Genomic DNA, 26,980 nt, shown 5'->3' with positions numbered 1-26,980 from the left:
GCCGCCGCCTTTAGCGAGGACATGGCCCGGATACCAGCAGGAGTTTTGGCTAGATTAGGCCCCTGCCATTGCTCCAGCCATCATTGCACCTCCGAAAAAGGTGGAGAACAATGTTGCGGCAACAATTCCGCCAACGACTAGCGAAAGGACGATGTAAATCAGAACAATGACGACCGTGAAACCGGCGACCTTTTCCTGAGGCACACCGAGAACCGGTTTCAGACCCAGATAAATCAGATAAACCGCATAAGCGATAGCCCCAAGGCCGAGCAACGAGCCAACTATCGGGATGAACGGGCTAACCAGTCCGACGACCCAATTGGGTGTCGACGAATATGTCATCAGCTTGGTTGCCTGAACCATTTCCGATTTACCGTTGAAACTTGGCGACACGGCGTTGACGATGAATGACATCAGCCACAGCACAGCGAGGCCGACAAAATAGCCAATAACGCTCATTGCGACGACCGCGCTCAAACCTATACTGAGCCCGGCACCGCCCAGGCCGCCCATGCCACCTGCCGAAATGCCCAAAAGGCCCATAGCGACGATACCGCCTACAACCGGCAATAGCGCCAAAATTGCAGCATAGCCCGTAAACAGTCCGCCGACTGTCGTGCTCTCGCCTGCAATGACTTCCCATTCCGATTTAGGCTGCAAAAGGATATTCTTTACGCGATCGACAAGTGACATTTGGTTTCCCCTCAGTAATAAACCGACCTTCCAGATGACAGACAACCACAATCAAGACATTATGTAAATAAAAAGGGAGGGATTGACCGCCATGATGTTGTTTTCACGTGCTTTGGTAGTCCTAATTGGCTTGTTATCGTTGCTCTCCGTTTTTCAGCATTGGTTCGCCGTTGAAACCTTAGCCGCAACTCGCGGTATCGAGGTGGTGGGTGCTATCGGTTCGGCCAATATCCGGGCAGACATAGGCGGACTTTTTCTCGCGATCGCGGTGTTTGCCTTAATCGCGGCATGGAAACGGAGCGCAACTTGGCTTTTGGCGACGTGGCTGCTCCCCGCGCTGGCACTATTGGGCCGGCTAGTGAGCCTTGGCATTGATGGTAATGCGCCGCGCGTAATCGAACCGATACTGGTCGAAGCCGTCATATTGACGATCCTTGGAGCAATCTATTTCTATTGGAAAAAGTGCCAGAGGGTCTGTAAGCCGGGTTCTGTCCACCCCGAAGGGATAGGCGACCATTCCTCTAGCCCGTGTCTTGCGACAAGGGTCAAGCAACCAACCCGGGCGACTGGCAGGAGGATGCCATGTGCCGCCCCTATTCGATTTTGCTCCCGGTGGGGTTTGCCGTGCCGCTGACGTTGCCGCCCGCGCGGTGCGCTCTTGCCGCACCCTTTCGCCCTTACCCGGCCGAAGCCGCGGCGGTATGCTTTCTGTGGCACTTTCCCTTGGGTTGCCCCAGCCGGAAGTTATCCGGCACCGTTCCTCGCTGGAGCCCGGACTTTCCTCCCGCACCTCGCAAGCGAAGTACCGGCGGTCGCCCGACCCTCTGGCGCATCAGCCGATAGCAGGTCCGCCTTCATGTTCCAAGAGCAGGCTCCACAGGATCGCGCGGCATTGGCCATCGATTACGCCATCGACATTTTCAGGCCGGAAGCGGCGCTGGAACGCAACAACGGCCTTGGGGCCATCGGCGATGCCATAGCCATAGCGTTCGAGTGCCAGCAGGAAGGCAGCATCCCCCCAGCCTGGATCGACAAGGTTCCTGGTCGGACGCGGCACAGCCAATCCCAGCTTTGCCAATCGCTCCCAATCAAAAAGTTCTCCCGGATCTTCTTTGCGCGCCGGGGCAACATCGCTGTGTCCGACGACATTGCGTGGAGGAATCGAATAAGTCCGAACAATTTCTGCAACCAGCGGCACCAAGGCAGCCATCTGTTCTTCGGGGAAGGGCCGATATCCCCATTCATGCCCGGGATTGACGATTTCAATCCCTATACTGGCACTGTTGCAATCGGTTATGCCCCGCCAATAAGATAGGCCCGCATGCTGCGCGCGTTGCTCTTCGCGGACCATATGGACTATCTGGCCATCTTCATCGACGACGTAGTGCGCCGACACTTTGGAAGCGGGGTTCGCCAACCAGTCAATTGCTGCTGCGCCGCTTTTCATGCCGGTATAGTGCAGTACCAGCATCGTAATCGGCAGCGTTCGCTCACCAAAATTGGGGGATGGGTTCCAGATCATGCTCTAATCCATACGCCCGGTGGCGTCAGATTCAAGCAAAGACGGTTTCAGGACCGACGTGCCGCCTGGAGATTTATCGCGCTGGACGAGACATTTTTCGACCGCTCGTAAAATCCGCGAAACTCGCGCGATGCTTCAAATCTGGATGTCTGGCCAATCACTGTTTCAGCAGCACCCAACATCAGATATCCATCTGGCGCCGTAGCATTGGCCAAATTCTCCAGAACGTCGCGCCTGCGATCATCGCACAGATACATCAACATATTACGACACAGCACCAAATCAAATTGCCCCAAATGCCGTGACGATTGAAGGAGATTGTGCTGTGCGAATGTCACCATTTTGCGCACCGGCTCACGCGCCGACCAGTCACTGTCAACCTGGTCAAAATATTTGAGCATCAGCATCACAGGTAAGCCACGCTGGATTTCAAACTGCGAGTAAAGTGCTTTGCGGGCTTTGCTCAACGCAAGGGTGGAAATGTCGGTCGCGAATATCTGGATAGACCAGTCTCGCCATTTCTCGGCATTTTCGAGAAAGGCCATCGCGAGCGAATAGGGCTCTTGCCCGGTAGAGCAGGCCGCAGACCAGATACGCATTTTTTTCGTCGAGGCACGCGCGGCCCGGATTGAATCCAGAACCGGCCCGGTGAGCAGTGCAAAGTTCGCCTGATCCCTGAAAAAGCAGGTTTCGTTATTGATCATCGATTCAACGCATTCGGTTTGCAAGGCCTTGTCTCCATCTGCGCCCAAGAGCGACGCCAGCATACCAATGTCAGGAATAGAATGTTTTCGCATCAACGGCTTGAGTGCCATTTCGACGCGCCAGTGCCGATTGGCGAGAAGTTGTTGTCCGGTTTCACGCGCCAGCAATTCGGCAAGCTTCAAATGCGCCTTGCTGACCGTTGCTTCGCTCATGCCGAGGCAACCTTTGCAAGGTATCTGATGAGATGGGCCGGGGGCAGAATGGCATTTGCTAGTCCGGCCTTTGCCACAGCTCCTGGCATACCCCAAACTACAGAGCTCTCTGCATCCTGAACCAGAACACGCGCGTTATTCGCCGCCAATAGCTTTGCGCCTGCAGCCCCGTCATTTCCCATACCACTGAGAACGATCGCCAATGCATCCTGTGCATAAATTTCCGCGACTGAGGCAAACAGCGCATCGACTGACGGGCTGTAGCGACTGTCGGGGTAATAATCGAGATGGTCGACAATCTTGTGCGCACCCCGCTGGCTGCAGATCAGATGCGCGCTCGCGGGCGACACATAGATTGTGTTGTTCTCAATAGTCGTACCCGCTTTGGGAACCGAAACCTTTCGGCTAGTATGCGCCGAAAGCTGACGTGCAAAAAATTCCATGAACGCGTCAGGCAAATGCTGTGCGATAAAGATCGGACATTCAAGCGCTTTTGGCAGATTTCGGACAATATCGAAAATGACTGGAATGCCACCTGTTGACGCACCAATCGCTATGCAACCAGGTGTCTTGATCGAGAGCTGATCAGGCAGGGCAACAGCATCAGATGTTGCGTAATGCGGTTGACGGCCGAGACGCGCAGTGCTGCCAAGTCGGACGACTTTTTCCACCAGCAGTTCGGGAAAGCGGCCGGCAAAGCCGAACTTGCCGGGCTTGGAGAGCGTATCGCAGGCACCAAGTTCCAAAGCCCGGATCGCGGCCGGCCCGTTTTCCTCAACAAAGGACGAAACGACTATCACTCTCGCGCCATTTGCAGCCTCCAGAATGTCCGGCAATGCATCCAGGCCCGAGCGATCCGGCATTTCGATATCGAGCAATATGATATCTGCCTTAACCCTAGCGAGCACCGCCAATGCTTCGGCGCTATTGGAAGCTTCCCCGGCGACCTCCACTTGCCCGCTCTGCCCCAGCACTCTTGCAAAAATCGAACGTACGACGTTGCTGTCGTCAACCAGCACGACCCGTATTGGCCGGGTAGCAGATCGTTCGCTAAAGCGTTTCAGGGTGGAAACCGAGGACATTGGCAATCAGATACTTACATGCAGCCGACGATTTGGAGCTTAGCTTCCAGCGTTTCCCGATCGAACGGCTTCATGACATACTCGTCTGCGCCAGCGCTGATCGCTGCCTGAATATGGCCAATGCCGTTTTCGGTTGTGCAAAAGATGATCTTCGCATTGCTCTTCTCTGCCGCCCGATAAGCGCGCAGAAAGTCCATCCCGCTCATCACGGGCATATTCCAGTCGAGCAAAATCACGTCGGGTGCCGCAGCCGCACAATATTCCAGCGCTTCAGTGCCATCGGTCGCTTCATCAACCGTGAACTGAAGTGTTTCGAGAATATGGCGAGCGACCTTGCGGATGACTTTGCTATCATCGACGATAAGGCAGGATTTCATTGTTAGTCCCCTAAACCGATGGGACAGGTGTAACGCAGGGCTGTTATTGAGCGGTTAATGACAGACCGCAAATCATCGTAATTCGCGACTTAGGCGGCGAGCGCCGTATCAACAGCGACTAACGCGTCCGGATCAAGTGCCATGACCATGCGTCCATCGATCTCGATGAGGCGAGACACCATAGATTTCCAGCACGGATCAAGTTTCACGGCTGGGTGGATACTCGCATCTTCGACCGGGACGACGTCGAAGACCTTTTCGACCAGCAGTCCGAAATTGTGACCGCCAATTCCGGCGATGATCGCCAGCATTCCCCTCTCTGCGGCTTTGCGCTTGCCCGTCACCCGGTATTGGCAATCGATGAGAGTCAGGACGCGGCTCCGCAATGCAAACAGTCCGGCTACAACCGGTTCACAACCCGGCACCGTTACGACCTCTCCGACAGTCACCACCGATTCAACAATATCGCTGCAAATGGCGACTTCCGTGCCGTCGATCTGGGCCAGTAGAAAGAGCTCTTGCATCTCAACGCACCCCTGCAATTTTTGCGTCAATCGCCGCGATCAGTGCGACCCTGTCATATCGATAGATGCTGCCTGTATCGTCAGCTTGCCCGTGAACAGAATCACGCAATTTGAGCAAACGGCCATCATTTGCGGGCTCGCCATCCTGTTCTCCGCGACTCAATACAACTTGTGCACGGGCCTTGTCTTTTGGTTCGAAGCTGATGGCGTAACCAGATGCCGACAAGAGTGGCGCCAAAATCCGCCGTTCCCAACCATCATCATCCGAACATTCGACATAACAGAGCGGGCGATCGCTTTGCCCAACGGCACGCAGTTCAGTGCCTTCAAAAAAGTGAAAGGCGTTAATGAGTTCAACTGGCTTGCTATCAAAGTGCACGATGCCTTCGTAACGATCGGGGTGCAGTGAAGGTGCGATCCCGCCCTCAATGGCAAAAATGTCGACGACATCATCGACAGCAAGGAGGATGGTATTGCTACCGTCAGAGATGCGCAGCACTTTAATCTGTGCGCATTCCGGTAAATCGACCAGTCCGTGAATGTCGTACAAATTCCCATCTAGCGAAGCGCACAATCTTCCGCCCAATTCGTGGATCGAACTCACCTCAAGGTCTTCCATACGGTCGACCGCCGACAGCCTTATGGCCCGGGTCGCACCGTCCATTGCGGTGAATAACAGCCCCGATTCGGTTTTCTGCGTTTCGGTCTGCACCACAGCCCCCTCACGCACCGATTCAATTTCGAACAGGTCCTGGTCAAACCCGATAGCAGCACATAGTCCACTGGCATCCAGCAACAACATCGGACGGCCATTGTCCGGCAGCGAAGTGCCTGCATACAGCCCTGTTGCCATAACCAACGGCGCCCCAGGCTTTACGACAAGTTCTTCATTATCGATCACCGCTTCAACATCGAGTGCAAAGACCGCCCCGACCGCCGGACGAACGATTATCAATGTTCGGCCCATATCGGCACTTTCGACCGATTCTTCTATGCCGAGAATGCTCTCCAGCTTGGCATAAGCGAGGCGCGCTCCGCGCACTTTTGCAATAGTCATTCCACCAAGATTTTCGAGTTCGACATTTTTGTTCGCGACCGAGATAATCTCGACAATCGATGATCGAGAAATGCCGAATGTCTGACCACCGGCACGCAGCGACAGTCCGGCAATGATCGACAATGTCAGCGGCAAACGAAGCGTAATCCGCAGCCCCTGCCCCTCTTCATTCTCCAGATCGATTGAACCTCCAATCGCGTGCATATTAGTGCGAACAACATCCATTCCCACACCACGCCCCGATATAGAGGTCACCGATTCAGCCGTCGAAAGTCCGGGTGCAAAAATCGTGTCCAATTTCGCCCGGTCAGAGAGCTTTTGCCACTGGGAATGCGTGAAGAGCTTGCGGGCGATCGCCTTTTGCCCAAGCCTTTCAACATCAATCCCGCGCCCATCATCCTTGACTTCGACGAGGATCTGGTTGCCGGACTGGCGCGCCTGTACTTGTATCCGGCCCACGGGATCTTTGCCCAATGCGCGGCGCTCGTCAGCAGATTCGATGCCATGATCGGCGGCATTTCGTAGAATGTGGGTCAACGGATCGCGCAGCGCCTCAACCATTTCACGATCAACTTCGACTTCGCTACCCTCAACAGTAAGGTCGATTTGCTTGCCTAGTTCGACGCTTATGTCGCGCAATGCTCGCGGCAATGATGCGAAAAGTCGATCGATATGCTGCATACGCATCATGCCGATCGCGTCCCGCATATCGGCCACAGTCGATGATAATCGGCCAAAGGCATGTTCGATATCTGCCGATGCCCCGATTTTCCGTAACTGGCGCGACACTTCATTTCGCGCCAGCACCAAATCGGAAATGCCGTTCATCAATTTGTCGAGCAGCGTCAGTGAGACGCGGACGGTCCGATTGCGTGGATGGCTTTGCAGTTCTTCGACGGTTTCGACCAAATCTGCTGTCCAGGGTTGGTCATTCGACGGGTTCTCGTCAAACTCGTCCCGTTCAGCCGGAAGAAAGGCCAGCATGGCATCGATAAGCTCACTGTCATTGTCGCGCACGGCCTCGCCGCTTTCGAGAGCATCAGTCAATGCAGAGATGCGGTCGATGACAGCAAGCACTGCGGAAACCAGTTGCTCGCACACCTCAATCCGACTGTCCCGTGCATAGCTGAGCAATTCTTCAGCTGCATGGCTAAGGCGCAACAGGCGCGGCAGGTCAAGAAAACCGCAGCTGCCCTTCACCGTATGGACAAAGCGAAATGCGCTGTCGATTAGCCCAAGATCGGCGGGATTCTTCTCCCACTGAACCAGTTGGCCAGCCAGAACCTCCAGCGTTTCACGTGTTTCGGCGATAAACTCTTCGCGAAGATCGTCCATCAGGGGCGCCCCGTAATTAATTCCGGAACGCTATGCAGTAAACTTGGTTAAAAACCGCTTACGAAACCCTGCCTATTGCAGTCGTTAACGGACAAGTGCTCCAATCACCATTTGCTCATCGCTCGGTCCCGCTATTTGCACCAACCCGCCATTTTGTCTCGCCAGTCCAAATACCATCCAGCCGGCCGCAGTGCGGGAATCGATCTCGCTGGCGGCAAGATTTCCCGTCAACGCATCCTGAATGCTACGATCCATGATGATTCTGGGGCCAACCGCACGAATAACTATTTCCTGTTCGCCGTCACGAAACTCGGCCCCGACATGGAGAACGCCGCCTCTTACAAGAGCATCCTTTGCGATCAGGACAAGATTAAGCAGGATTTTGACGGCTCGCTTGGGCATCAGTCCTGCTGGAACCATCCATTCTAGCGTTGTTCGACCATCGCTGGTCACCAGCGGCTCAATAACCGCTTTGGCCTCCATCGGATCAACTTCGCTGCCGAACCCTCCAGCAGCACCGAATGCGAGGCGAAAAAACTTCAGCTTGTCGGCCGCTGATTTCGCGCTTTCAGCCAGCAAATCCATGCAGCGCTTGCGCATTTCAGGATCATGCTCATCCGCTAGAAGCTCCAGGCCATTATTCATTGCCCCTACAGGGCTCAGCAAATCGTGGCACAGCCGCGAGCACAGCAAGGCAGCGAGGTCGATATCATTGTCGGACATGGTCAGCCGGGTCCCCTGTTGGTCATGACGTCAGTGCAATGAACGCAGTGCAATGCCGTTTCAACCCTTCAATCGCGGTTACAACCGCAAAATCGGCAAACCATGCTTGATAAACAATAAATTGCCCCCACATTCGGGCTATGGAGGGGCAAGAAGTCACGCATAGCGGCATTTTGGGGCCCGGACGTTTAGACCGGGCTCTGGCGGAAGCCATTCCCTCGCTGTCACGTGCCCGTATTCAGGCGTTGCTGGAGGCTGACGCGCTGCAAATCGCCGGTCAGGCTGTGTCCGATCCGTCGAGCAAGCGTCATCAGGGCCAGGCTTTCACCCTCACCGTTCCCGCTCCGGTTCCAGACAAGGCAGCGCCGCAGGACATCGAACTCGATATAGTTTTCGAGGATCACCATCTAATCATCGTCAACAAGCCCGCGGGCCTTGTAGTGCATCCAGCGGCAGGCCATGCCGACGGCACATTGGTGAATGCCCTGCTCCACCACTGCAAAGGCAAATTGTCCGGAATAGGCGGGGTTCAGCGTCCGGGAATTGTCCATCGCATCGACCGGGATACTTCGGGGCTGCTGGTCGTCGCCAAATCCGATGCCGCGCATGAAGGCTTGGCGAAGTTGTTTGCCGCCCACGACATCGAACGCCGCTATCTTGCGGTGGTCGTCGGCCAGCCCTCCCCCGCAGGCGGAACAATCCGCACCCAAATTGGTCGTTCGACCACCAATCGCAAGAAGATGGCGGTCCTGCCTGAAGGCAAGGGCAAACACGCCGTCACCCATTACCGCACAATAGAGCAGTTCAAGGACGCATCGCTGGTCGAATGCCACCTGGAAACCGGACGCACGCATCAGGTCCGCGTCCATATGGCGCATATCGGCCATCCATTGGTTGGAGATTCCACTTACAATAATCGACGAAAAGCATTTAAATTTGGACCAAATCAGTCCTATTTCGACCGACAAGCCTTGCACGCGGTTTCATTGGGGTTTATTCATCCCATTACCGGTGAAAAACTGGGTTTCGAAAGCAAATTGCCTGATGATATTCAGCTTCTGCTAACGTCACTTAAGGCATAGAGTTTCACTGTAACCGTTCGACAAAGGGGTGCTTGATGAGGCCCCGGCGCGGACATGAAAGAGGAAGATAATGTCAGAGACTAAAAATGTTCCGGCAACTATCCCTGCCCTTGGGGGGGACGACAGCCTCAACCGCTATCTGGCGGAAATCAAAAAATATCCGATACTTGCGCCCGAGCAGGAATATATGCTCGCAAAGCGCTATCAGGAGCATGAAGACCCTGCCGCTGCTGCGCAGTTAGTATCGTCGCACCTGCGACTCGTTGCGAAAATCGCAATGGGTTATCGTGGCTATGGCTTGCCCGTTTCGGAGCTTATCTCCGAAGGTAATGTCGGCCTCATGCAGGGCGTCAAGAAATTCGATCCCGATCGTGGTTTTCGTCTCGCGACCTATGCGATGTGGTGGATCAAGGCCTCGATGCAGGAATTCATCCTTCGCAGCTGGAGCCTGGTTAAAATCGGCACCACCGCCGCGCAGAAGAAGCTTTTCTTCAACCTCCGCCGCATGAAAAACAATATGCAGGCGTTTGAGGATGGCGATCTGCGACCTGAAGATGTCGCCAAAATCTCGACCGACCTTGGCGTTTCCGAAAGCGAAGTCATCGAAATGAACCGCCGCATGGCGATGGGCGGGGATACCTCGCTCAACGTATCGATGCGCGAGGATGGCGATGGCCAGTGGCAGGATTGGCTGGTCGATCACGAACCGCTGCAGGACGAACGCGTCGCCGAAGCGCAGGAGACCGATGTGCGCCACCAGCTGCTGCTGGAGGCCATGGGCAGCCTGAACGACCGCGAAAAGCACATCCTGACCGAACGCCGTCTGATTGAAGAGCCTCGTACGCTTGAGGAACTCAGCCAGGAATATAATGTCAGCCGCGAACGCGTGCGCCAGATCGAGGTGCGGGCTTTCGAAAAGCTGCAAAAGGCGATGCTGCGGATTGCTGGTGAAAAGCGTTTGCTCGCTGCCGTCTAAAGGCATTTGTAAAAATGGATGACGCGGCCACGGGTGCGCGCTAGCTAAGGCTATGGCCCAAGCAAAGCGTTCGCCCGTCGCCCGTTTCTTCTCATTCCTGATCCGCTGCCTGCTCTGGTATCTGGCGATTACTTTCGCCTTGGTGTTGCTGTATCGCTTCGTGCCGGTACCGACGACCTTGACCATGCTGTTCGACAGCAATGGTGCAGAGCGCGATTGGGAGCCGTTGTCGAACATCTCGCCCAATCTGGTGCGCGCAGTCATCGCCGCTGAAGACGGAAAATTTTGCCAGCATAGCGGCTTTGATACCGAAGCTATCGAAAAAGCGATCCAGCGTAACCAACGCGGCGGACGTATTCGTGGCGGTTCGACGATCAGCCAGCAGACCGCGAAGAATGTCTTCCTTTGGCAGGGGAGTGGCTGGACGCGCTATGTCCGCAAAGTACCCGAGACCTACTTTACCTTCCTCGTTGAAACATTCTGGGGAAAGCGCCGGATCATGGAGGTGTATCTGAACGTCGCCGAGACAGGCATCGGCACCTATGGCGCGGAATCGGGCGCGCAACGCTATTTCAACAAGAGCGCCGCCAACCTCAGCCGCGTTGAAGCCGCGCGCATGGCGGCTGCCCTGCCCTTACCCAAGAAACGCGCCGTAAATGGTGCAAGCGGCTTCACACGCCGCTATGGCAACAGCATATCCGCGCGGATTGGCGTTGTGAAGCGCGACGGGCTGGATAGTTGTATTTATAAGTAGCTTTTCAACTGCATCGCAGGGACTAACGGCGACAGAATATTGTCACCCAAGCGAAAAGGGCGGGGCCATCGGCCCCGCCCTTGTGAATTACATGCTGTTGCGTGGATTAGAACGCTACGACGAGCGATCCGATGAGGGTACGAGGAGCACCAATCTGAACGAACGGCACCGAATTGTCGGCAAGTTGTCCATCAAAGCCACCAACATAGAGCTTGTCGAAAACGTTGCTCACGTTGAACTGGAAGTAGGTCTTGTCACCCAATCCCGCCCAGTCGAGATGAACCCGCGCGTTGAGGTCGACGAGAGTGTATGATGGCGTTTTCGCGCCATAGACTACCGTATTTGCAACGCCGTTGACGGTTTGAACCAGCGGGATATTCTGGTCGTTGACATAACGCGGGCCGGTGCGCTTGATCTGCATACCCAGTTCAACGGGGCCCAGTTCACCCTGAACTCGACCGCCCCAAGTGAAAGTGGGCGAACCTGATTCGCGCTTGCCAGCTGTCAAAGCGAATGCCGGACCGCCAACGACTGTGCAGAGGTTCAAGCCACCAGCGACCTGTGTTGCGTTGCAAACACCATTCTGGACGTTGTCCTTGATGTCCGACTTCAGATAGGACGCAAAGCCGTAGACTGCGACTTCGGGGATAGGACGAACCGAGACGCTGGCGTCGATACCATATTTGTCAACGCGGCCCAGATTACGATAAACGTTGCGTTCAGTCTCAGGGTCAAATGACGAAGCCAGACGATCGTTAAAGATGGTGTACCAGACACCAACCTGCGCCTGAACCCGACCAGTGCTTACACGATAGCCAACGTCAAAGTTGTCCGTGGTTTCAGGCACGGGATTCGCTGCGTCTGAATCTGTCGGGAAGAAAAACGCGTTGTACAGATTGTCCGTTCCCGGGACTTGTACGCCTTTGGAATAGTTCGCAAACACACTGATATCGTCGGTCAAATCATAGGTGAAACCCAGATTAGGCGTGAACTTGTTGTATTTGCGAACGCGTTGCTGCGGACCTTGAACTGGCGAAGTTACGCCCGGGCCGGTTGTGACCGTGGGGTTGGCCGCCAGCCATGCAGCCAAACCAGCTGCATTGGAGCCGAAACATTCCACGAAACCGGTCGCGCTGGAAGTGGCGCAATAGTTGTTCAAGTCGCGCTTGAACATCTTGTACGAGCCACCAACCTGAACGGTAAGGGGGCCAAATTCGCCACGATATTCGCCACCGATCATGTTCAGGCTGGCGATCGATTTACGATCACGCTTTTGGAGGATGTTTCCGCCTACGTCAGCAAGTCCATCGTTGACCGGAAAAACGTCAATCGGTGAGCCATCGGAGAGCAGGCCACCTACTTCACCCGTTTGCCGGTGACGTGCACGATCGAAGCTGTAGAAAATACGCGCGGTGTGGTCGTCGTTAATTTCATATCGCAAACCGGCAATCAGGCCGAAGCGACGCGTTTGCGTCTGGCTGGGTGCGAGTAAACGAACGGTATCCAAAAGGTCTCCGTCGCCATTCAAATCACGTCCGAAGTAGGGCGTACCGCCTATGTAACCGGTCTGGCAGCTCACAGTTGCGCTGTTTGCTGTCGTGTTGCAGTTTGCAGCACCTCCCGAAGGATTAACGTCACGACGGACTTCCTGCCCGACAACCGTGCCGCCGCCATTGGCTTTGACATATTGGAAGCTGGGGTCAACGTTCAGGATCAAGCCTTCCGCGAGTGTGAAGCGTCCGTTGATACGGATATTCCCGGTATTCGAAGGATTGAAACGCTCGTCGAAGGTCGAACCGCAGCTGTTTGCGACATCAGCCAAACCTGGACGTGCGACCTGGTTGGTCTGACAACGGGCAATGCCATAGTCGCGATCATCTTTGTTTTGCGGGAAAATGTTCGGCACGAAGTTCGATGCAATATTGTGCACATTTCGAAGACCGGTCGAACCGAAGAAGTTATTGCGGTTTTCGTTATAGTGACCGGAAACCGAGATGTAGTCGCCATTGTCGCCAAGCGGCTGATAGATTCGAGCATTATACTGCTGCTTGTCGATCTCGCCGGTCCGTGACGTGATAGACGGACGTGCAGCCGTCGTGGGCGTTGCCGGAAAAGCGGGCATGTTGGCGTTACCAAAGACGGTGTCGTTCCGCGACATACTAGCCGAGAAAAAGGCTCGCGTACCGAAAGAGGTGAAAGTGCCGGTATCGACCATCCCGAAAATACGGAAGAAGTTGAAATCGCCGGCAGCACCAACAAGCTTCACACCAAATTCTTCACCAGGTTTGCGTGTGCGATAGTTCACGGTGGAACCCGAAGCAGCGGCCGTCGGGCTGTCTACGTCGGTCGAACCAAGGTTAACGTTAACCTGTTCAATCAGTTCTGCATCGAGCTGCTGGTTCGAATAGAGGGCATAGTTACCTGAGTCATTCAACGGCACACCGTCAAAAGTCTGGTTTATGCGGGTATTGTCGAAACCACGGATGGACAGTTTGCCACCGGCCGAACCGAACGGGTCATTGTTCTGAAAGCTGACACCAGGCAACTGATTGATGATGTCATTAATCGTCTGTCCGGGGACCTGACGTTCGATAAACTCTTGCGTCAGGACAGCTTTCGCCTTGGTGGTATCGGGCGATTGCACACCAGCTACACCACGCGCCGCTGCCGCACCGGTAACAACAATGACGGGTTCTTCGTCAAATTCCACCGAACCGGTGGACTGCGCGAACGCCGCGCCGGACATTGCCATGGAAACAGCAGAGACCCCTGCAGCCAGATAATAACGGATTTGCATCTTTAACCCCTATGATTTCGGAGGGGCAAACGCCCCCATATCCCGCCGTTAGCTTGAAACTGCCGATTCGGCAAAGCTCGGGCTGGAGGATCGATGCTCTGATTGTGTGTCAGGAATGTGACATTTGCTGCTTTGCAGCACAACTCATACAACCGACATTGCTGTACAACGGGTGAAAGCCACAAAAAGCGGCAGAAAAGCGCGAGGTTTCGCGCTGCCACCGCCCACTGTTGCGTGACTGCAACAGGTTTGGAAAAAATTAAGCTGCGGACTCTTTCGCGGTCTCGGAGAAGACGCGAACTGGTTCTTTACGGCCCTCTATGACGTCCTTGTCGACGACGATCTCGCTCACGCCATGCATTGATGGTAGCTCGAACATCGTATCGAGCAGGATGGCCTCCAATATAGAGCGCAACCCGCGGGCACCTGTCTTGCGTTCAATTGCCTTTTTCGCAACCGACTCAAGCGCATCGTCGGTAAATGTCAGCCCGACATTTTCCATTTCAAACAGCTTACGATACTGTTTGACGAGCGCATTTTTAGGCTCGGACAGGATCTTGACCAGCGCCGCCACGTCGAGGTCTTCGAGCGTCGCAGTCACCGGCAAACGCCCGACAAATTCAGGAATCAGGCCGTATTTCAACAGATCCTCGGGCTCGATCTGCTTCAGAACTTCACCCGTGCGACGTTCATCCGGATCGGCGACATGCGCGCCAAAACCGATCGACTTGCCTTCCAAACGGTTGGAAATGATTTTCTCAAGACCCGCAAAGGCACCGCCGCATATGAACAAAATGTTGGTCGTGTCGACCTGCAAGAATTCCTGCTGCGGATGCTTGCGACCGCCTTGCGGTGGAACGCTGGCCGTCGTGCCTTCCATCAGCTTGAGCAACGCCTGCTGCACGCCTTCACCGGAAACGTCGCGGGTAATCGAGGGGTTTTCGGCCTTGCGGCTGATCTTGTCGATTTCGTCGATATAGACGATACCACGTTGCGCACGTTCAACATTGTAGTCGGACGCCTGCAGCAGCTTCAGGATGATATTCTCGACGTCTTCCCCGACATAGCCCGCCTCGGTCAGGGTCGTAGCATCTGCCATGGTGAACGGGACGTCGAATGTCTTAGCCAGCGTCTGGGCCAGCAAAGTCTTGCCGCAGCCGGTCGGGCCGATCAGCAGGATGTTCGACTTGGCAAGTTCAACCTCACCATTTTTCTGGGCATGGTTCAGGCGCTTATAGTGGTTATGCACCGCGACGGAGAGCACGCGCTTGGCACGGTACTGGCCAATGACATAGTCATCGAGAACGTCACAGATTTCCTGTGGCGTGGGAACTTCACCGTCCTTTTTGCCAGTCAGCGCGCCCTTGGTTTCTTCGCGGATGATGTCATTGCACAGATCGACGCATTCATCGCAAATGAACACCGTTGGCCCGGCAATCAGTTTGCGGACCTCGTGCTGCGACTTACCGCAGAAGGAGCAATATAGGGTGCTCTTTGTATCGGAGCCGCTCAACTTCGTCATAAACGTCCTGTTCCTTGCGCACAAAATCCGCAGATTTGATGCAGTCTGTCCATCCTATCGCGACAAACCAATTTCGCAATAGCGTAATAATCCACCCGGTTCTTGCACGAACAGGGTGGATAATCCCCTAATCGGTGTGTGTCGAATCAGGAATCGCTACTGTCTGCAACGGCGGGGCGCTTGTCGAACACTTCGTCGACAATACCAAAGGCCTTGGCTTCGTCGGCTTCGAGGAACGTGTCGCGGTCCATGGCCTTTTCAATATCTTTCAGAGGTTTGCCAGTATATTTGGCATAAAGATCATTCATCCGTTTGCGAATGCGCAGAATCTCGTTGGCTTGAATCTGGATATCAGATGCCATGCCACGCGCACCCCCGGACGGCTGGTGGACCATGATCCGCGCATTGGTAAGCGCGATACGCATCCCCGGTTCACCCGCGGCGAGCAGGAAACTGCCCATCGACGCGGCCTGACCAATGCACACGGTGCCGACCCGTGGACGGATATATTGCATCGTGTCATGGATCGCCATGCCAGCCGTTACAACGCCGCCGGGCGAGTTGATGTACATCCAGATATCCTTTTTCGGATTGTCCGATTCGAGGAACAGCAACTGCGCGGTTATGACGGCCGCCATATTGTCCTCTACTTCGCCGGTCACGAAAATGATGCGTTCGCGCAAAAGCCTTGAGAAAATATCCCAGCTCCGTTCGCCGCGGTTCGATTGCTCGATAACGACTGGAACGAGTGCCTGGGTGGGATCGCGGAACGGATCGTGCATGAAAAGCCCTTCAGATAGGTTTTGTTTGATTTTGCTATACATCGGCTCGCGCGCTTACCTTTTCAAGTCGGAAAAAGGTTAAGAAACCGAAGTTGACAACTCAACTTGCGTTCTGGTCACGCTGCATCCGCCACACGGTAGCGCTGTTCGGTCTCCGCCACAGATTGCCGAACGAAATCGGAAATGAAATCCAGAAGCGCGCGGACATGTGGCTGTTGTCGCGCAGCACTGGTCGTCACTAGCCAGCCAGGGGTGGTCAATTCCGCAATCGGCGGAAACAGTCGAACCAAACCCGAATGACTGTCACCGATCAGGCAAGGCATGACCGCTGCTCCCATGCCCGCCCGCGCCGCAGCAATTACGGATGAGAGGGTATTTGCGCGGTGTACTATCTGGATATCAGGGCCGAGCGAGGTGATCCACCGATCTATCTGGCCAACTCCCGTGCCGGAGAAACTGACGAAGGGATAGCGGACCAACCCCTCATAACTATTCGGTATGCCAAGCTCTTCGGCCATTTCGCGCTGCACATAAACGCTTTCATGCAACTCAACGATGCGACGGATGACAAGGCTGTCGTCCTGCGGAGGATTGCCGAAACGGATTGCTATATCGGCTTCACCGCGTGCTATATCCAGCGCTCGATCGTCGACGATGATCTCCGCCATCACTGCAGGGTGCTTTGCCCGGAATGATGCAATCGCAGGCATCAACCACATATTGGCCGCCGATTCTACCGTAGTCAGGCGCACAGTTCCGCTTAAACGGCGACCTTCTGCGGCAACACTGATCTGCAATGCCTCTACTTCGCGTTCTACCGCCTCTGCATGTGGCAGCATTGCTGCTCCACGTACCGACAGCGTGTATCCGCTGGGGCTGCGCAGAAATAGCGGAGTGCCAAGACCTTCTTCAAGCGTGGTGATCCGGCGCGAAACCGTGGCCTGTGCGACGTTGAGGCTCTTTGAAGCCGCCAATGTGCTGCCTGTGCGGGCAACGGCAAGGAAGAAGCGCAAATCATTCCAGTCGAACATGCATGTATATATAGCACAGGCTATCCATTTTTGAATAACCGTTCTCCGAAAGAAATGCTCACACTCGCCCAAACAAAGGCGTATCTCTTGGGCATCGGAAAAACACCCTCTCCCCCCTGTTTTCCGCACAAGAGCAGAATAAGGAAAAGACAATGACTTATGACTACCGCTTACGCTCCGCCGTTGCCGCAATATTCGCTTCGGCATTCACTCTCGCGCTTGCACTGACGACCATCACCGGCAACGCCGCAATGATCGCCGCCTGATAGCGCATCGCCCCTTTCCTCTCCCCGGAAAAGCAAAGAGCCCGGCAAGTGATTGCCGGGCTCTTACTATTTGGTTCTATCTGCCAAGCGGCTGGAGATGCATTTTATTTCTTGGCAGCAGCCTTTTTGGCAGGCGCCTTCTTGGCAGGCTTTTCGCCTTCATCCTTGGCAGCTTCCTTTTTCGGGGCGGCCTTTTTCGCTGCAGGCTTTTCTTCCTTGGCGGGTACAGCTTCCTTCTTGGCAGCAGCCTTCTTTGCCGGAGCTTTCTTTGAAGGTTTTGCTTCAGGCTCAGCTTCGATCGCGGCTTCCAGTTCGGCGCGTGTCACGGTCTTTTCGCTGACGATGGCCTTGTCGAACAGGAAGTCTACAACCTTGTCTTCAAACAGAGGGGCGCGAAGCTGTGCAGCCGCCATGGGGTTTTCCTGCAGATACTGCACGAAACGCTGGCGGTCTTCAGGGCGATATTGCTGCGACGCCTGGGTTACCAGCATCTGCATTTCCTGATTGCTGACTTCGACGCCATTACCCTGGCCGATTTCAGAAAGCAGCAGGCCGAGGCGCACGCGGCGGACGGCAATGTCGCGATAATCTTCGCGCTCGGCTTCCATTTCCTTGCGGGCGGCTTCGGGATCTTCTTCGCGGTCAGCTTCCTGTTCCAGTTGCGACCAGATCTGTTCGAACTCGGCCTCAACCATTGAGGGCGGAACTTCGAAATCATGGTCGGCAGCCAACTGGTCGAGCAACTGGCGCTTCATATAGGTCCGGGTCAGGCCGTTCAGTTCCTGCTCAACCTGAATCTTCATAAGCTCCTTGAGCTTGTCGAGGCTTTCAAGGCCGAAAGCCTGGGCAAGGCTGTCGTCTGCCTTGCTTTCAACGGGCTTCTTCACTTCACCGACAACGATGTCGAAGGTTGCGGCTTTGCCAGCCAGTTCCTTGGCACCATAATCATCGGGGAAAGTGACTTTGATGACCTTGCTGTCATTGGCCTTCACGCCAACCAGCTGGTCTTCAAAGCCGGGGATGAGTTGGCCCGAGCCGAGCTCGACGGACATGCCTTCACCCTTGCCGCCGTCGAACGGAACGCCATCAACCTTGCCTTCGAAATCGATGACAACGACGTCGCCCGTCGCAGCCTTATGGCTCTTCGCAGCGGTTTCGAAATTCTTGTGACCCGATGCAAGACGTTCCAGCGCAGCATCGATTTCCGCACCTTCGGCTTCAACCGTCAGACGTTCGAGCGACAGGCCTTCAATCTTCACTTCGGGGATGCTGGGCAGGATTTCAAAGTGGAAATCGACGACAGCGTCCTTACCGGGCGCATAATCATGATCAAGATGGACGTGCGGCTGGGTTGCCGGGCGCAGCTTGTTGTCTGTGATCGTCTTTTGGACGCCTTCCTGGATGGATGTGTTCAGCGCTTCCTGAAGCAACGCATCCTTGTGCATCTTCTTGACGAGGTTCGCTGGAACCTTGCCCGGACGGAAGCCGGGCATACGCACCTGCGGCGCGATTTTCTGCACTTCGGCGTCGATCCGCGATTCGATATCGGCAACGGTGACGGTGAGGCGATAGGCCCGCTTCAGGCCTTCATTCTGGGTTTCCTGGGCTTGCATAACTAAAACTCTAATCCTCAACTCTGCGCAGATTTGCGCGTCAAAAATCTGTGGACGGACTTGGCTGGGAAGCCGGGCGCTTGTGAACTGGTGCGGGCGAAGGGACTCGAACCCCCACATCTTGCGATACTGGTACCTAAAACCAGCGCGTCTACCAATTCCGCCACGCCCGCTCCGCCACACCCGTATTGGCCGTGCGGTCGGGTGCCTCTAACGGCAAAGTCGGTCAAGGGCAAGTGCCGAAAACGGCAGGATTGGCGGCTTTCGCGACGGCCCGTTATTTGGGCTCTGCAGCTTTAGGAGGGTGAAGTTGCACGCCCGCTATCAACTGCCGAACCTCGGCAATGTCGCGCTCAAAATAGTGCACTGCCGGGGCTATGAAGTTGACGAGATAGAGTTGCCCGCCAACGATGGCCGCCACCCCCTCGCCTTTTCGCGTCAACCCCTCATCTTGCGCGGCGTATCTGTAGGAAAAGCGCACCGCATCATGGTCACCCAGTTTGGCCGGCTCCATATTGTCGACAGCAAAGACCGACGATCCAAGCACGATCCGGTTGGAGGCTTCGAATAGTTCGACAACATCGGTCGGCAGCATGCCGCTGCGGAACGTGGGCAAATCTTTGGAAATACCCGCCGGGACGAAATACAGCGCCTCTCCATCGGCCACACCAGCGAAGAATGTCAGTTCATTCAACGCAAGACCGTCACGCGTCCAGCGTTCGCTGCGATCCGACGGCCGGGCGGTCGATGTGTTCCATCCCTCCCCTGGAGTTGCCAGCATCAGCTTGCCTGCGACGCGCACATCTTGATTTGCGGCCACCGACTTCCACTCCGCAGCCAAGGGCACCGACAATCCGATGAGAGCGAATAAGGATATGGCCATCGGCACCAGCCTCATTTTGCCGGCTCCTGCGCCATCAGCCCAATAATCGCCTTGTCGCCGGCAACGCGCGATATGGTTAGATATTGGCGGAGCATCTTGCGTCCCTCAACGGCCTTGCCTTGCCGGAGCAGCACAAGTCCAAGTCCGCGCCAGCTTTCAGCAAGTTTGGCGTCGGCTTTAATCGCCTGCCGGTAAAATCCCTCGGCAGCCTCGAAGTCGCCCTTTTTACCTCGCGCGCGGTACAATTCGCCCCGGCCATATAGCAAATCTGCTGTCCACTGGCCTCGAGCCAGGCTGGCCAAGAGATATTCGGTCGACGCGAAATCGCCCAGCTTGACTTGATCTTCGATAAGGCGCGGCCACCAGCGTGCAATAGTTTCGCGATAACGGTCCGCTCCGTTCTCATTGTTGGGCGCTTTCCGCTTCGCGGCAGAGCGCAAATATTCCATTCGGTCTTTGGTGTTGGGGTGCGAGGAGAAAAAGTCGTTCTCTGCTTCTTTCGCTACAGATTTGTCGGCTTTCGCCTGTGCTTCCATTTCGCCACGCAATTGCTCCCATATCTGCGAAGCAGCCATGGGGTCGTAGCCGCTGCTGCTCAAGTATTCGAGCGCGGCCATGTCCGCCTCTTTCTCCATCTCCCTGTTGAAACGGAAAACCGAACCCATCAGTCCGATCTGGGCAAAAATGCCGCCGGGAACAAAGCCCAGCCAGGCCACCGCATCCGATTTGGCTTTGATGTCTCGAAAGGATTTCAGGCTGTGCTGCTTTTCAAAATGCGAAAATTCATGGCCGAGGACCGTCGCCAGTTCGGCTTCGTTGCGAACGCGAAGCAGCAATCCGCTCCACACGATCATCATCCCATTGGGTGCCATGGCCGCGTTGAAATGCGGTGTCCGCATTAAATAGATGCGCGCAGCCCCGCATTTGTCCTTGCCCACAGCCCGGCATAGCACGCGCTGCAGATAGGCGATGAGCTCCGGGTCATCGACCAGAAATTTCGATGTCCGCATTTGCCGTTCGGCTTCGTCCATTTCGAGCCATAAGCCCTTTTCAACGGCGTCATTTGGCTGATAGCCAATAGAAGTTGGCATCATTTGCGGGGCTGATGGCGCAATGTGCGCGTGCGCCGACGGTGCTGTCCAAGCGGCGATGGCGATTGCGCCGATCATGGCCTGACGGATCATGGCGTAACCCCGCCAGCTTTTTTTGGAAATCCGGCCAAAAGCTGTTCAACCCGCTGCACAGCGCCTTCGGCTGTGCGCACATCGCCCACGGTTTTCAGGTCGACGTTCAGCCACAGAAGATCGCCATTTTTCAGGTCAACCAGCGCGGCATAACCAAGGTGGGGCCCGCCAGTATCCCGCGCGCCTCTTAGTGATGCGACGATTTGCGCAGCCTTCCTGCCCGGCGATTCAAATCCGTCATAACTGAACAGGAATACTCCATAATCTGCATTCGATTCCGGCGCTATCTGGGACACTCCATTGCCCAGACTCCAGTCGAACTTGCCTACCTTGCCAGGCAAGGGTTCGCTGCCGAACAATTTGTGCCGGATAGCACTTCTGACCACGACACGGAAAAGGGCCCGATAATCGGCCAGGATTTTGCTGTCCTGATCACTGTCTGTCGCGTGCATCACGGCTTCCAGCCCGCGCGCGCGGTACGCTGTCTGCAGCGCCCGGGCCAGTTCTCTCCGCGCAGCCGAATTCCATTCGGCATTGGTCTGGAAAAGCCCGGCGGTGGTCTGCTCCCCCACCTTGATGTCGGGACGGAAGATCAGGATGCGTACAGGTGCATCGCTTGGAAAGGCAAAGCCTTCGCGAACGGCAAATTTCTCGGTGATGACGGGCGCTGGAACCTGCGCCGATGCCGTTGCGGAAATCGCAACCAGCATCGCGGCAAACAGATATTTCGGCGCCATGTACACTCCTGACGGCGAATATCGCCGCTCCCCTTATTTCGCGCGCACGAAACCGCGATGCAAGCTGGAATCGTGCACAGGTATAAGAGGTTACAAAGCGCGCCGTTAAAGCTTTACCAATGCCTCTGAAACTAGCTTGCGAGCGCCTTTTTGAGCAATTCGTTGACCACGCCCGGATTGGCCTTGCCCTGCATCGCCTTCATCGTCTGGCCGACGAAGAAGCCGAACAACTGCTCCTTGCCGCCACGATATTGTTCGAGCTGGCCCGGATTGTTGGCGAGGATTTCGGCAATCACGGCTTCGATCGCACCGGTATCGCTGGTCTGCTTGAGGCCTTTTTCCTCCACAATCGCAGCGGCACCTTGCCCGGTTTCAAGCATGATCTCGAACACCTGTTTGGCGATGCTGCCCGAAATCGTACCGTCGGCTACCAGCTTAAGCAATTCCGCCGCCTGTGCCGGACTGACCGGGCTTTCGTCGAGTGATTTGCCGAGCTTGTTAAGTGCCCCGAACAATTCGGAAAGCAGCCAGTTTGAACCCTGTTTGGGATCGACGCCGTGGCTCAGCAGGTCTTCGAACCAGAAGGCAGTTTCGGCTTCGGCGGTCAGCACTGCGGCGTTGTAAGCCGTCAGGCCAAGTTCATTCTCATACCGCGCGCGCTTGGCGTCGGGCAGTTCGGGCAACGACGCACGGCATTCCTCCAGAAACGCATCGTCAAGTTCGAGCGGCAGCAGGTCCGGATCGGGGAAATAGCGGTAATCATGCGCGTCCTCTTTGGAGCGCATCGAGCGGGTTTCCATCTTGTTCGGGTCGAACAGGCGGGTTTCCTGCACCACCGTGCCGCCATCCTCGATCAGATCTACCTGACGCCGCGCCTCAACCTCGATAGTTTGCATCACAAAGCGGATGCTGTTGACGTTTTTCGTCTCGGTGCGCGTGCCAAATTCAGCACCGGGCTTGCGCACGCTGACATTCACGTCGGCGCGCATCGAGCCTTCTTCCATATTGCCGTCGCACGAGCCGACATAGCGGAGAATTGACCTGAGCTTCTTTACATAAGCCCCAGCTTCGGCAGGAGAACGCATGTCTGGCTTCGAAACGATTTCCATCAACGCCACGCCGCAACGATTCAGGTCAACATAGGACATGGTCGGGTGTTGATCGTGCATCAACTTGCCCGCATCCTGTTCGACATGGATGCGTTCGATGCCGATGGTCTTGCGCGGGGAGTTGGCGTCCTTCTCGTCGAGAATGACCTCAATCTCGCCCTCACCCACGATCGGGTGATACAGTTGCGAAATCTGATAGCCCTGCGGCAAATCGGCGTAGAAATAATTCTTACGGTCAAACCGCGACCATTTGTTGATCTGCGCGTTTATCGCCATGCCGGTGCGCACCGCCTGACGGATGCACTCGCGGTTGGGCACAGGCAGCATGCCCGGCATTGCGGCATCGACCAGCGAGACATGGCTGTTCGGCTCGCCGCCATAAGCAGCAGAAGCGCCCGAAAAAAGCTTGGCGTTTGAAGTAACCTGCGCATGGACCTCAAGGCCTATCACGACCTCCCACTCACCGGTTACGCCCTGGATGCGGTATTCGCTCATATTACCACCACTTCTCCGCTTCCGCCGTAAATCCGGCACGTTCCTCGATTGCCAGACCTGCGTTCAACACGCTCTGTTCGTCGAGCGCCTTGCCGACGATTTGCAGGCCGAGCGGCAGGCCCTGCTTGTCGAGGCCGCCGGGCACCGACATGGCAGGTAATCCGGCCAGTGAGGCAGGCACAGCGAAAACGTCATTCAGATACATGCTCAATGGATCGCTGGTCTTTTCGCCTAGGCCGAAAGCCGCACTTGGCGCGGTCGGGGCGAGGATCAGGTCGCATTGCTTCCACGCATTGTCGAAGTCACGGGCGATCAACGCGCGGACCTTTTGCGCCTGCGTGTAATAGGCGTCATAGAAACCGGCGGAGAGCACATAGGTGCCGATCATGATGCGGCGGCGCACCTCTGCACCGAAACCGGCGGCACGGGTCGCGGCGTACATATCCTGCAGGCCAGCGCCATCGGGCAGATCGCGCAGACCATAGCGCACGCCATCATAGCGGGCGAGGTTTGACGAAGCCTCGGCTGGAGCGATGATGTAATAAGCGGGCAACGCATATTTGGTGTGTGGCAGGCTGATATCGACAACCTCGGCGCCCGCATCTTTCAGCCATGCGATGCCATTGTCCCACATTTTCGCGATGTCTTCATCGATGCCATCGAGGCGATACTCCTTGGGGATACCGACTTTCTTGCCACGCAGGTCGCCCGACAGGCCAGCTTCCCATTCGGGCACGGGCAGGTCGAGCGAGGTCGAATCCTTCGGATCAAAGCCCGCCATCGCCTCCAGCATGATCGCGCAGTCGCGCACATCGCGTGCCATAGGCCCGGCCTGATCTAGCGAGCTGGCAAAGGCGACAATGCCCCAACGGCTGCAACGGCCATAGGTCGGCTTGATGCCACTGATGCCGACAAAGGCCGCCGGCTGGCGGATTGAACCGCCGGTGTCGGTACCGGTCGCCGCCGGGCACAGCCGCGCGGCAATCGCGGTCGACGAACCGCCCGACGATCCACCCGGTGCAAGCGCGGCATTGCTGCCGTCATTGCGCCGCCAGGGCGAAACGACATTGCCGAAATAACTGGTCTCGTTCGATGAACCCATAGCGAACTGGTCAAGGTTCAGCTTGCCCAGCATCCCTGCCCCGGCCTTCCACAAATTGGCCGAAACGGTCGATTCATAGGTCGGCACAAAGCCTTCGAGGATATGGCTCGCCGCGGTGGTCTGCACGCCTTCGGTGGCGAACAAATCCTTCATGCCAATCGGCACGCCGGCCATCTTGCCCAGCGGTTTGCCAGCGGCGCGGTCAGCATCGACGGCCTTTGCCGCTTCGATTGCCTTTTCCGGGGTTTCTACGATGAAGGCGTTGAGCACTTTTGCGGCGGCAACATTTGCGTTGAAGGCTTCGGCAACCTCAACTGCAGTGAATTCGCCATTGGCAACGCCCGATCGGATGGCTGCTACGCCCAATTTGGTCAAGTCGGTCATTATTCGATCACCTTCGGCACGCCAAAGAAGCTGCCTTCGCGGGCGGGCGCATTGGCGAGCACCTTTTCGCGCACATCGCCATCTGTGACGACATCGTCGCGCAGGCGCAAATGATTGGGGATGACGGCGGTCATCGGTTCAACGCCGGTAACATCGACCTCACCCAATTGCTCGACCCAGGCGAGGATGCCGTTCAGCTCCCCGACCATCTTGTCGGCTTCTTCGTCACTGATCGCGATGCGGGAGAGCCGCGCGATCTTGTTCACGGTATCTTTATCGACTGACATGAGGGTGCCGCTAGCATTGTGCAGTCGCAGCATCAACCGCCAAAGCTGCGCTTTTCAGCCTGCGTTCAAATATCCGGTGCTATTTTTTTCCAATCGGCTAAATGCCGCGCAAAGTACAAAGCAAACGGAAATCCCGAACGTGGCCCGCAAATTCCTTTACCTTATCGCTGCCATTATCACTCTGGTGATCGCGGGCGGCTTTGTTGTCCGGATCTATGAAAAGGAACTCACCGAGTTCGCTTTCGTCCCGACGACCGAGTTTGAAGAGCAAAAGGCTTTTGCCACCAACATCTATGACGATCCCGCCATGTGGTTTGCCCGCGGGCGAAGTGGTGCGGAAAATGTGACCAGCTGGCAGCCAGTCGGCGCGGAGAAAATCGAGGTTCCGGGTTCCGCCGCGATCTTCTTCATCCACCCGACCTCCTATATGGAAAAGACGCACTGGAACGCGCCTCTGGACGATAAGCTGTCGCAGGATCGGGCGAAACTGTTCCTGCAGGGGCTCGCCTCTCCCTTTGCGGCGTCGGGCGAAATCTGGGCCCCGCGCTATCGCCAGGCGGCCATTGGGGCTTTCCTGACCGACAAGCCCGAAGGGCAACAGGCGCTCGACGCCGCCTATCAGGATGTCCTCCTCGCCTTCGACGATTTTGTCGCCAAGGTGCAGAAGGATCGCCCGATCATCCTCGCGGGCCACAGTCAGGGCGCTCTGCACCTGACGCACCTGTTGAAAGACCGTGTCGCGGGCAAACCAATCGCCAAGCGCATCGTCGCGGCTTATGCGGTCGGCTGGCCGGTCTCGATCGAAACCGACCTACCCGAAATGGGCTTGCCCGCATGCACCTCACCCGACCAGACCGGCTGCATCCTGGCATGGCAGAGCTTTGCCGAACCCGCCGAATATGAGCGCATCCTGAAGGTTTATGATTCGACCACCGGCTTCAACGGCCAGTCGCGCGCGAACACCACCATGTTGTGCACCAACCCACTGACCGGCGGGGCAGCGGCAGAGGCAGGTGTCGAGGCCAATCTGGGGACGCTCAAGCCATCGGACGACATGAAGACCGGCGAACTGGTCAAGGCCGCTATCCCTGCCCGCTGCGACCAGCGTGGCTTCCTGCTGATCGGCGACCCGCCTGAATTGGGCCCCTATGTGCTGCCGGGCAACAACTATCACGTTTATGACTACCCGCTGTTCTGGGCGAATGTCCGTGCGGATGCCTTGTGGAGGGTGCAGAAATTTCTGGCGCGGTGATCACAACCTCCGCCCCGGAATTTCGCGACGCTTTACCTGCGGGCGGCGTGCTGATTGGGCTGGATGTTGGCAGCAAGACCATCGGCACTGCCTTTTGTGATGCGGGCTGGAGCTTTGCCTCACCCGGCGAACTGATCACGCGCAGCAAATTCGCGAAAGACAAGGCCCGACTAGAGGCTGTCATGGCGAGCAGGCCGACCGCAGGCATCGTCATCGGCTTGCCTATCAACATGGACGGCAGCGAAAGCCCCCGCAGCCAATCGAGCCGCTCCTTTGCCCGCAACATTCTCGACCTTGGCCTGCCTATCCTGTTGTGGGACGAACGCTGGTCGACAGCTGCCGCCGAACGCTTCATGATCGAAGCCGACCTCAGCCGTGCCAAACGCGCCGAACGGATCGATAGCGCAGCAGCAGCGCATATATTGCAGGGTGCGATTGATGCGCTGGTTGCGTGAACTGATCGCTTGATAGTCAGCGCCAACCCGCCTAAGGCA

At 56.2% G+C, this 26,980-nt stretch carries 24 protein-coding genes, 1 tRNA gene and 1 other RNA gene; 5 read left to right on the top strand and 21 right to left on the bottom strand.

The features are described 5' to 3' along the window. Positions 1-54: 54 nt before the first annotated feature. The 9 genes from DXH95_RS04825 to DXH95_RS04785 form a co-directional block, all read right to left on the bottom strand. The gene (locus tag DXH95_RS04825; protein ID WP_115548277.1) at positions 55-693 is read right to left on the bottom strand and encodes a Yip1 family protein; all 639 of its coding nucleotides are present in this window, start codon (positions 691-693) and stop codon (positions 55-57) included. A 461-nt stretch (positions 694-1,154) separates the two neighbouring features. Then, positions 1,155-1,521, bottom strand: an RNA gene (gene rnpB / locus DXH95_RS04820) — RNase P RNA component class A. 4 nt (positions 1,522-1,525) lie between these two features. Continuing rightward, complete coding sequence (locus DXH95_RS04815; RefSeq protein ID WP_115548276.1) at positions 1,526-2,215, bottom strand: N-acetylmuramoyl-L-alanine amidase; 690 nt, start codon at positions 2,213-2,215, stop codon at positions 1,526-1,528. A gap of 47 nt (positions 2,216-2,262) precedes the next feature. Next, a complete protein-coding gene (locus DXH95_RS04810) occupies positions 2,263-3,132 on the bottom strand; it encodes a CheR family methyltransferase (RefSeq protein WP_115548275.1) in 870 nt (289 codons plus the stop codon). Then, positions 3,129-4,151 carry a chemotaxis protein CheB gene (locus DXH95_RS04805; RefSeq protein WP_181883577.1) on the bottom strand — a complete coding sequence of 341 codons (1,023 nt, stop codon included), beginning with the start codon at positions 4,149-4,151 and terminating at the stop codon, positions 3,129-3,131. The genes DXH95_RS04810 and DXH95_RS04805 overlap by 4 nt, the downstream gene beginning before the upstream one ends. A gap of 77 nt (positions 4,152-4,228) precedes the next feature. Continuing rightward, on the bottom strand, positions 4,229-4,591 hold the full coding sequence (locus DXH95_RS04800; RefSeq protein ID WP_115548273.1) for a response regulator: 363 nt from the start codon (positions 4,589-4,591) through the stop codon (positions 4,229-4,231). 89 nt (positions 4,592-4,680) lie between these two features. Then, a complete protein-coding gene (locus tag DXH95_RS04795) occupies positions 4,681-5,115 on the bottom strand; it encodes a chemotaxis protein CheW (RefSeq protein WP_115548272.1) in 435 nt (144 codons plus the stop codon). A 1-nt stretch (position 5,116) separates the two neighbouring features. Beyond that, entirely contained in the window at positions 5,117-7,507 is a 2,391-nt protein-coding gene (locus tag DXH95_RS04790) for a chemotaxis protein CheA (RefSeq protein ID WP_115548271.1), read from the bottom strand. A gap of 84 nt (positions 7,508-7,591) precedes the next feature. After that, positions 7,592-8,230, bottom strand: a complete 639-nt coding sequence (locus DXH95_RS04785; protein WP_115548270.1) for a histidine phosphotransferase family protein — start codon at positions 8,228-8,230, stop codon at positions 7,592-7,594. Between the two features lie 140 nt (positions 8,231-8,370). Here DXH95_RS04785 and DXH95_RS04780 point away from each other — a divergent pair, with 140 nt between their 5' ends. The 3 genes from DXH95_RS04780 to mtgA all read left to right on the top strand — a co-directional run bounded on the left by DXH95_RS04780 (position 8,371) and on the right by mtgA (position 11,042). Further along, a complete protein-coding gene (locus DXH95_RS04780) occupies positions 8,371-9,312 on the top strand; it encodes an RluA family pseudouridine synthase (RefSeq protein WP_115548269.1) in 942 nt (313 codons plus the stop codon). Between the two features lie 70 nt (positions 9,313-9,382). Then, positions 9,383-10,288: an RNA polymerase sigma factor RpoH gene (gene rpoH, locus DXH95_RS04775; RefSeq protein ID WP_115548268.1), complete on the top strand. Its 906-nt coding sequence runs from the start codon at positions 9,383-9,385 to the stop codon at positions 10,286-10,288. 52 nt (positions 10,289-10,340) lie between these two features. Next, complete coding sequence (mtgA, locus tag DXH95_RS04770) at positions 10,341-11,042, top strand: monofunctional biosynthetic peptidoglycan transglycosylase (RefSeq protein ID WP_115548267.1); 702 nt, start codon at positions 10,341-10,343, stop codon at positions 11,040-11,042. A 106-nt stretch (positions 11,043-11,148) separates the two neighbouring features. On the opposite strand, the gene DXH95_RS04765 is transcribed toward mtgA, so the two are convergent. The 12 genes from DXH95_RS04765 to gatC form a co-directional block, all read right to left on the bottom strand. Further along, the gene (locus DXH95_RS04765) at positions 11,149-13,839 is read right to left on the bottom strand and encodes a TonB-dependent receptor (protein ID WP_115548266.1); all 2,691 of its coding nucleotides are present in this window, start codon (positions 13,837-13,839) and stop codon (positions 11,149-11,151) included. Positions 13,840-14,098: 259 nt separating this feature from the next. After that, complete coding sequence (clpX, locus tag DXH95_RS04760; RefSeq protein ID WP_115548265.1) at positions 14,099-15,361, bottom strand: ATP-dependent Clp protease ATP-binding subunit ClpX; 1,263 nt, start codon at positions 15,359-15,361, stop codon at positions 14,099-14,101. A gap of 146 nt (positions 15,362-15,507) precedes the next feature. Beyond that, positions 15,508-16,143 carry an ATP-dependent Clp protease proteolytic subunit gene (locus DXH95_RS04755; protein WP_115549408.1) on the bottom strand — a complete coding sequence of 212 codons (636 nt, stop codon included), beginning with the start codon at positions 16,141-16,143 and terminating at the stop codon, positions 15,508-15,510. Between the two features lie 116 nt (positions 16,144-16,259). After that, positions 16,260-17,174: a LysR family transcriptional regulator gene (locus tag DXH95_RS04750; protein WP_181883576.1), complete on the bottom strand. Its 915-nt coding sequence runs from the start codon at positions 17,172-17,174 to the stop codon at positions 16,260-16,262. A 370-nt stretch (positions 17,175-17,544) separates the two neighbouring features. After that, positions 17,545-19,053 (bottom strand): trigger factor, encoded by a 1,509-nt coding sequence (tig, locus tag DXH95_RS04745; protein WP_115548263.1) that lies wholly within the window; start codon positions 19,051-19,053, stop codon positions 17,545-17,547. Between the two features lie 88 nt (positions 19,054-19,141). Continuing rightward, positions 19,142-19,226 (bottom strand) — tRNA-Leu (locus tag DXH95_RS04740). A 104-nt stretch (positions 19,227-19,330) separates the two neighbouring features. Continuing rightward, entirely contained in the window at positions 19,331-19,951 is a 621-nt protein-coding gene (locus DXH95_RS04735) for a hypothetical protein (protein ID WP_115548262.1), read from the bottom strand. After that, a complete protein-coding gene (locus DXH95_RS04730; protein WP_115548261.1) occupies positions 19,948-21,120 on the bottom strand; it encodes a M48 family metallopeptidase in 1,173 nt (390 codons plus the stop codon). Before DXH95_RS04730 ends, DXH95_RS04735 begins: the two co-directional genes overlap by 4 nt. Further along, entirely contained in the window at positions 21,117-21,857 is a 741-nt protein-coding gene (locus tag DXH95_RS04725; RefSeq protein WP_115548260.1) for a hypothetical protein, read from the bottom strand. The genes DXH95_RS04730 and DXH95_RS04725 overlap by 4 nt, the downstream gene beginning before the upstream one ends. A 131-nt stretch (positions 21,858-21,988) precedes the next feature. Beyond that, positions 21,989-23,461, bottom strand: coding sequence for an Asp-tRNA(Asn)/Glu-tRNA(Gln) amidotransferase subunit GatB (gene gatB, locus DXH95_RS04720; protein WP_115548259.1), 1,473 nt, complete (start codon positions 23,459-23,461; stop codon positions 21,989-21,991). Between the two features lies 1 nt (position 23,462). Continuing rightward, the gene (gatA, locus tag DXH95_RS04715; protein WP_115548258.1) at positions 23,463-24,947 is read right to left on the bottom strand and encodes an Asp-tRNA(Asn)/Glu-tRNA(Gln) amidotransferase subunit GatA; all 1,485 of its coding nucleotides are present in this window, start codon (positions 24,945-24,947) and stop codon (positions 23,463-23,465) included. Next, a complete protein-coding gene (gene gatC / locus DXH95_RS04710; RefSeq protein ID WP_115548257.1) occupies positions 24,947-25,234 on the bottom strand; it encodes an Asp-tRNA(Asn)/Glu-tRNA(Gln) amidotransferase subunit GatC in 288 nt (95 codons plus the stop codon). Before gatC ends, gatA begins: the two co-directional genes overlap by 1 nt. Positions 25,235-25,373: 139 nt before the next feature. Between gatC and DXH95_RS04705 the strand changes: the two genes are divergently transcribed. Together DXH95_RS04705 and ruvX are read left to right on the top strand one after the other, a co-directional pair. After that, positions 25,374-26,486 (top strand): DUF3089 domain-containing protein, encoded by a 1,113-nt coding sequence (locus DXH95_RS04705; RefSeq protein ID WP_115549407.1) that lies wholly within the window; start codon positions 25,374-25,376, stop codon positions 26,484-26,486. Further along, positions 26,483-26,941: a Holliday junction resolvase RuvX gene (gene ruvX / locus DXH95_RS04700; RefSeq protein ID WP_115549406.1), complete on the top strand. Its 459-nt coding sequence runs from the start codon at positions 26,483-26,485 to the stop codon at positions 26,939-26,941. The genes DXH95_RS04705 and ruvX overlap by 4 nt, the downstream gene beginning before the upstream one ends. The last annotated feature ends 39 nt before the right edge of the window (positions 26,942-26,980 follow it).

It is taken from the genome of Sphingorhabdus pulchriflava (assembly GCF_003367235.1).
GTDB lineage: Bacteria > Pseudomonadota > Alphaproteobacteria > Sphingomonadales > Sphingomonadaceae > Sphingorhabdus_B > Sphingorhabdus_B pulchriflava.
The sequence above is the reverse complement of the archived record's forward strand: the minus strand, read 5'-3'. Positions and strand labels throughout refer to the sequence as shown.

Bases quoted from the DNA above. Each gene is read 5' to 3' on its own strand.
- DXH95_RS04800 (WP_115548273.1), bottom strand. From the start codon at position 4,591: ATGAAATCCTGCCTTATCGTCGATGATAGCAAAGTCATCCGCAAGGTC.
- DXH95_RS04790 (WP_115548271.1), bottom strand. From the start codon at position 7,507: ATGGACGATCTTCGCGAAGAGTTTATCGCCGAAACACGTGAAACGCTG.
- mtgA (WP_115548267.1), top strand. From the start codon at position 10,341: ATGGCCCAAGCAAAGCGTTCGCCCGTCGCCCGTTTCTTCTCATTCCTG.
- gatA (WP_115548258.1), bottom strand. From the start codon at position 24,947: ATGACCGACTTGACCAAATTGGGCGTAGCAGCCATCCGATCGGGCGTT.
- gatC (WP_115548257.1), bottom strand. From the start codon at position 25,234: ATGTCAGTCGATAAAGATACCGTGAACAAGATCGCGCGGCTCTCCCGC.
- rpoH (WP_115548268.1), top strand. From the start codon at position 9,383: ATGTCAGAGACTAAAAATGTTCCGGCAACTATCCCTGCCCTTGGGGGG.
- DXH95_RS04780 (WP_115548269.1), top strand. From the start codon at position 8,371: ATGGAGGGGCAAGAAGTCACGCATAGCGGCATTTTGGGGCCCGGACGT.
- DXH95_RS04730 (WP_115548261.1), bottom strand. From the start codon at position 21,120: ATGATCCGTCAGGCCATGATCGGCGCAATCGCCATCGCCGCTTGGACA.
- DXH95_RS04815 (WP_115548276.1), bottom strand. From the start codon at position 2,215: ATGATCTGGAACCCATCCCCCAATTTTGGTGAGCGAACGCTGCCGATT.
- DXH95_RS04825 (WP_115548277.1), bottom strand. From the start codon at position 693: ATGTCACTTGTCGATCGCGTAAAGAATATCCTTTTGCAGCCTAAATCG.
- DXH95_RS04765 (WP_115548266.1), bottom strand. From the start codon at position 13,839: ATGCAAATCCGTTATTATCTGGCTGCAGGGGTCTCTGCTGTTTCCATG.
- DXH95_RS04795 (WP_115548272.1), bottom strand. From the start codon at position 5,115: ATGCAAGAGCTCTTTCTACTGGCCCAGATCGACGGCACGGAAGTCGCC.
- tig (WP_115548263.1), bottom strand. From the start codon at position 19,053: ATGCAAGCCCAGGAAACCCAGAATGAAGGCCTGAAGCGGGCCTATCGC.
- DXH95_RS04750 (WP_181883576.1), bottom strand. From the start codon at position 17,174: ATGTTCGACTGGAATGATTTGCGCTTCTTCCTTGCCGTTGCCCGCACA.
- gatB (WP_115548259.1), bottom strand. From the start codon at position 23,461: ATGAGCGAATACCGCATCCAGGGCGTAACCGGTGAGTGGGAGGTCGTG.
- DXH95_RS04785 (WP_115548270.1), bottom strand. From the start codon at position 8,230: ATGTCCGACAATGATATCGACCTCGCTGCCTTGCTGTGCTCGCGGCTG.
- clpX (WP_115548265.1), bottom strand. From the start codon at position 15,361: ATGACGAAGTTGAGCGGCTCCGATACAAAGAGCACCCTATATTGCTCC.
- DXH95_RS04725 (WP_115548260.1), bottom strand. From the start codon at position 21,857: ATGGCGCCGAAATATCTGTTTGCCGCGATGCTGGTTGCGATTTCCGCA.
- DXH95_RS04755 (WP_115549408.1), bottom strand. From the start codon at position 16,143: ATGCACGATCCGTTCCGCGATCCCACCCAGGCACTCGTTCCAGTCGTT.
- DXH95_RS04810 (WP_115548275.1), bottom strand. From the start codon at position 3,132: ATGAGCGAAGCAACGGTCAGCAAGGCGCATTTGAAGCTTGCCGAATTG.
- DXH95_RS04735 (WP_115548262.1), bottom strand. From the start codon at position 19,951: ATGAGGCTGGTGCCGATGGCCATATCCTTATTCGCTCTCATCGGATTG.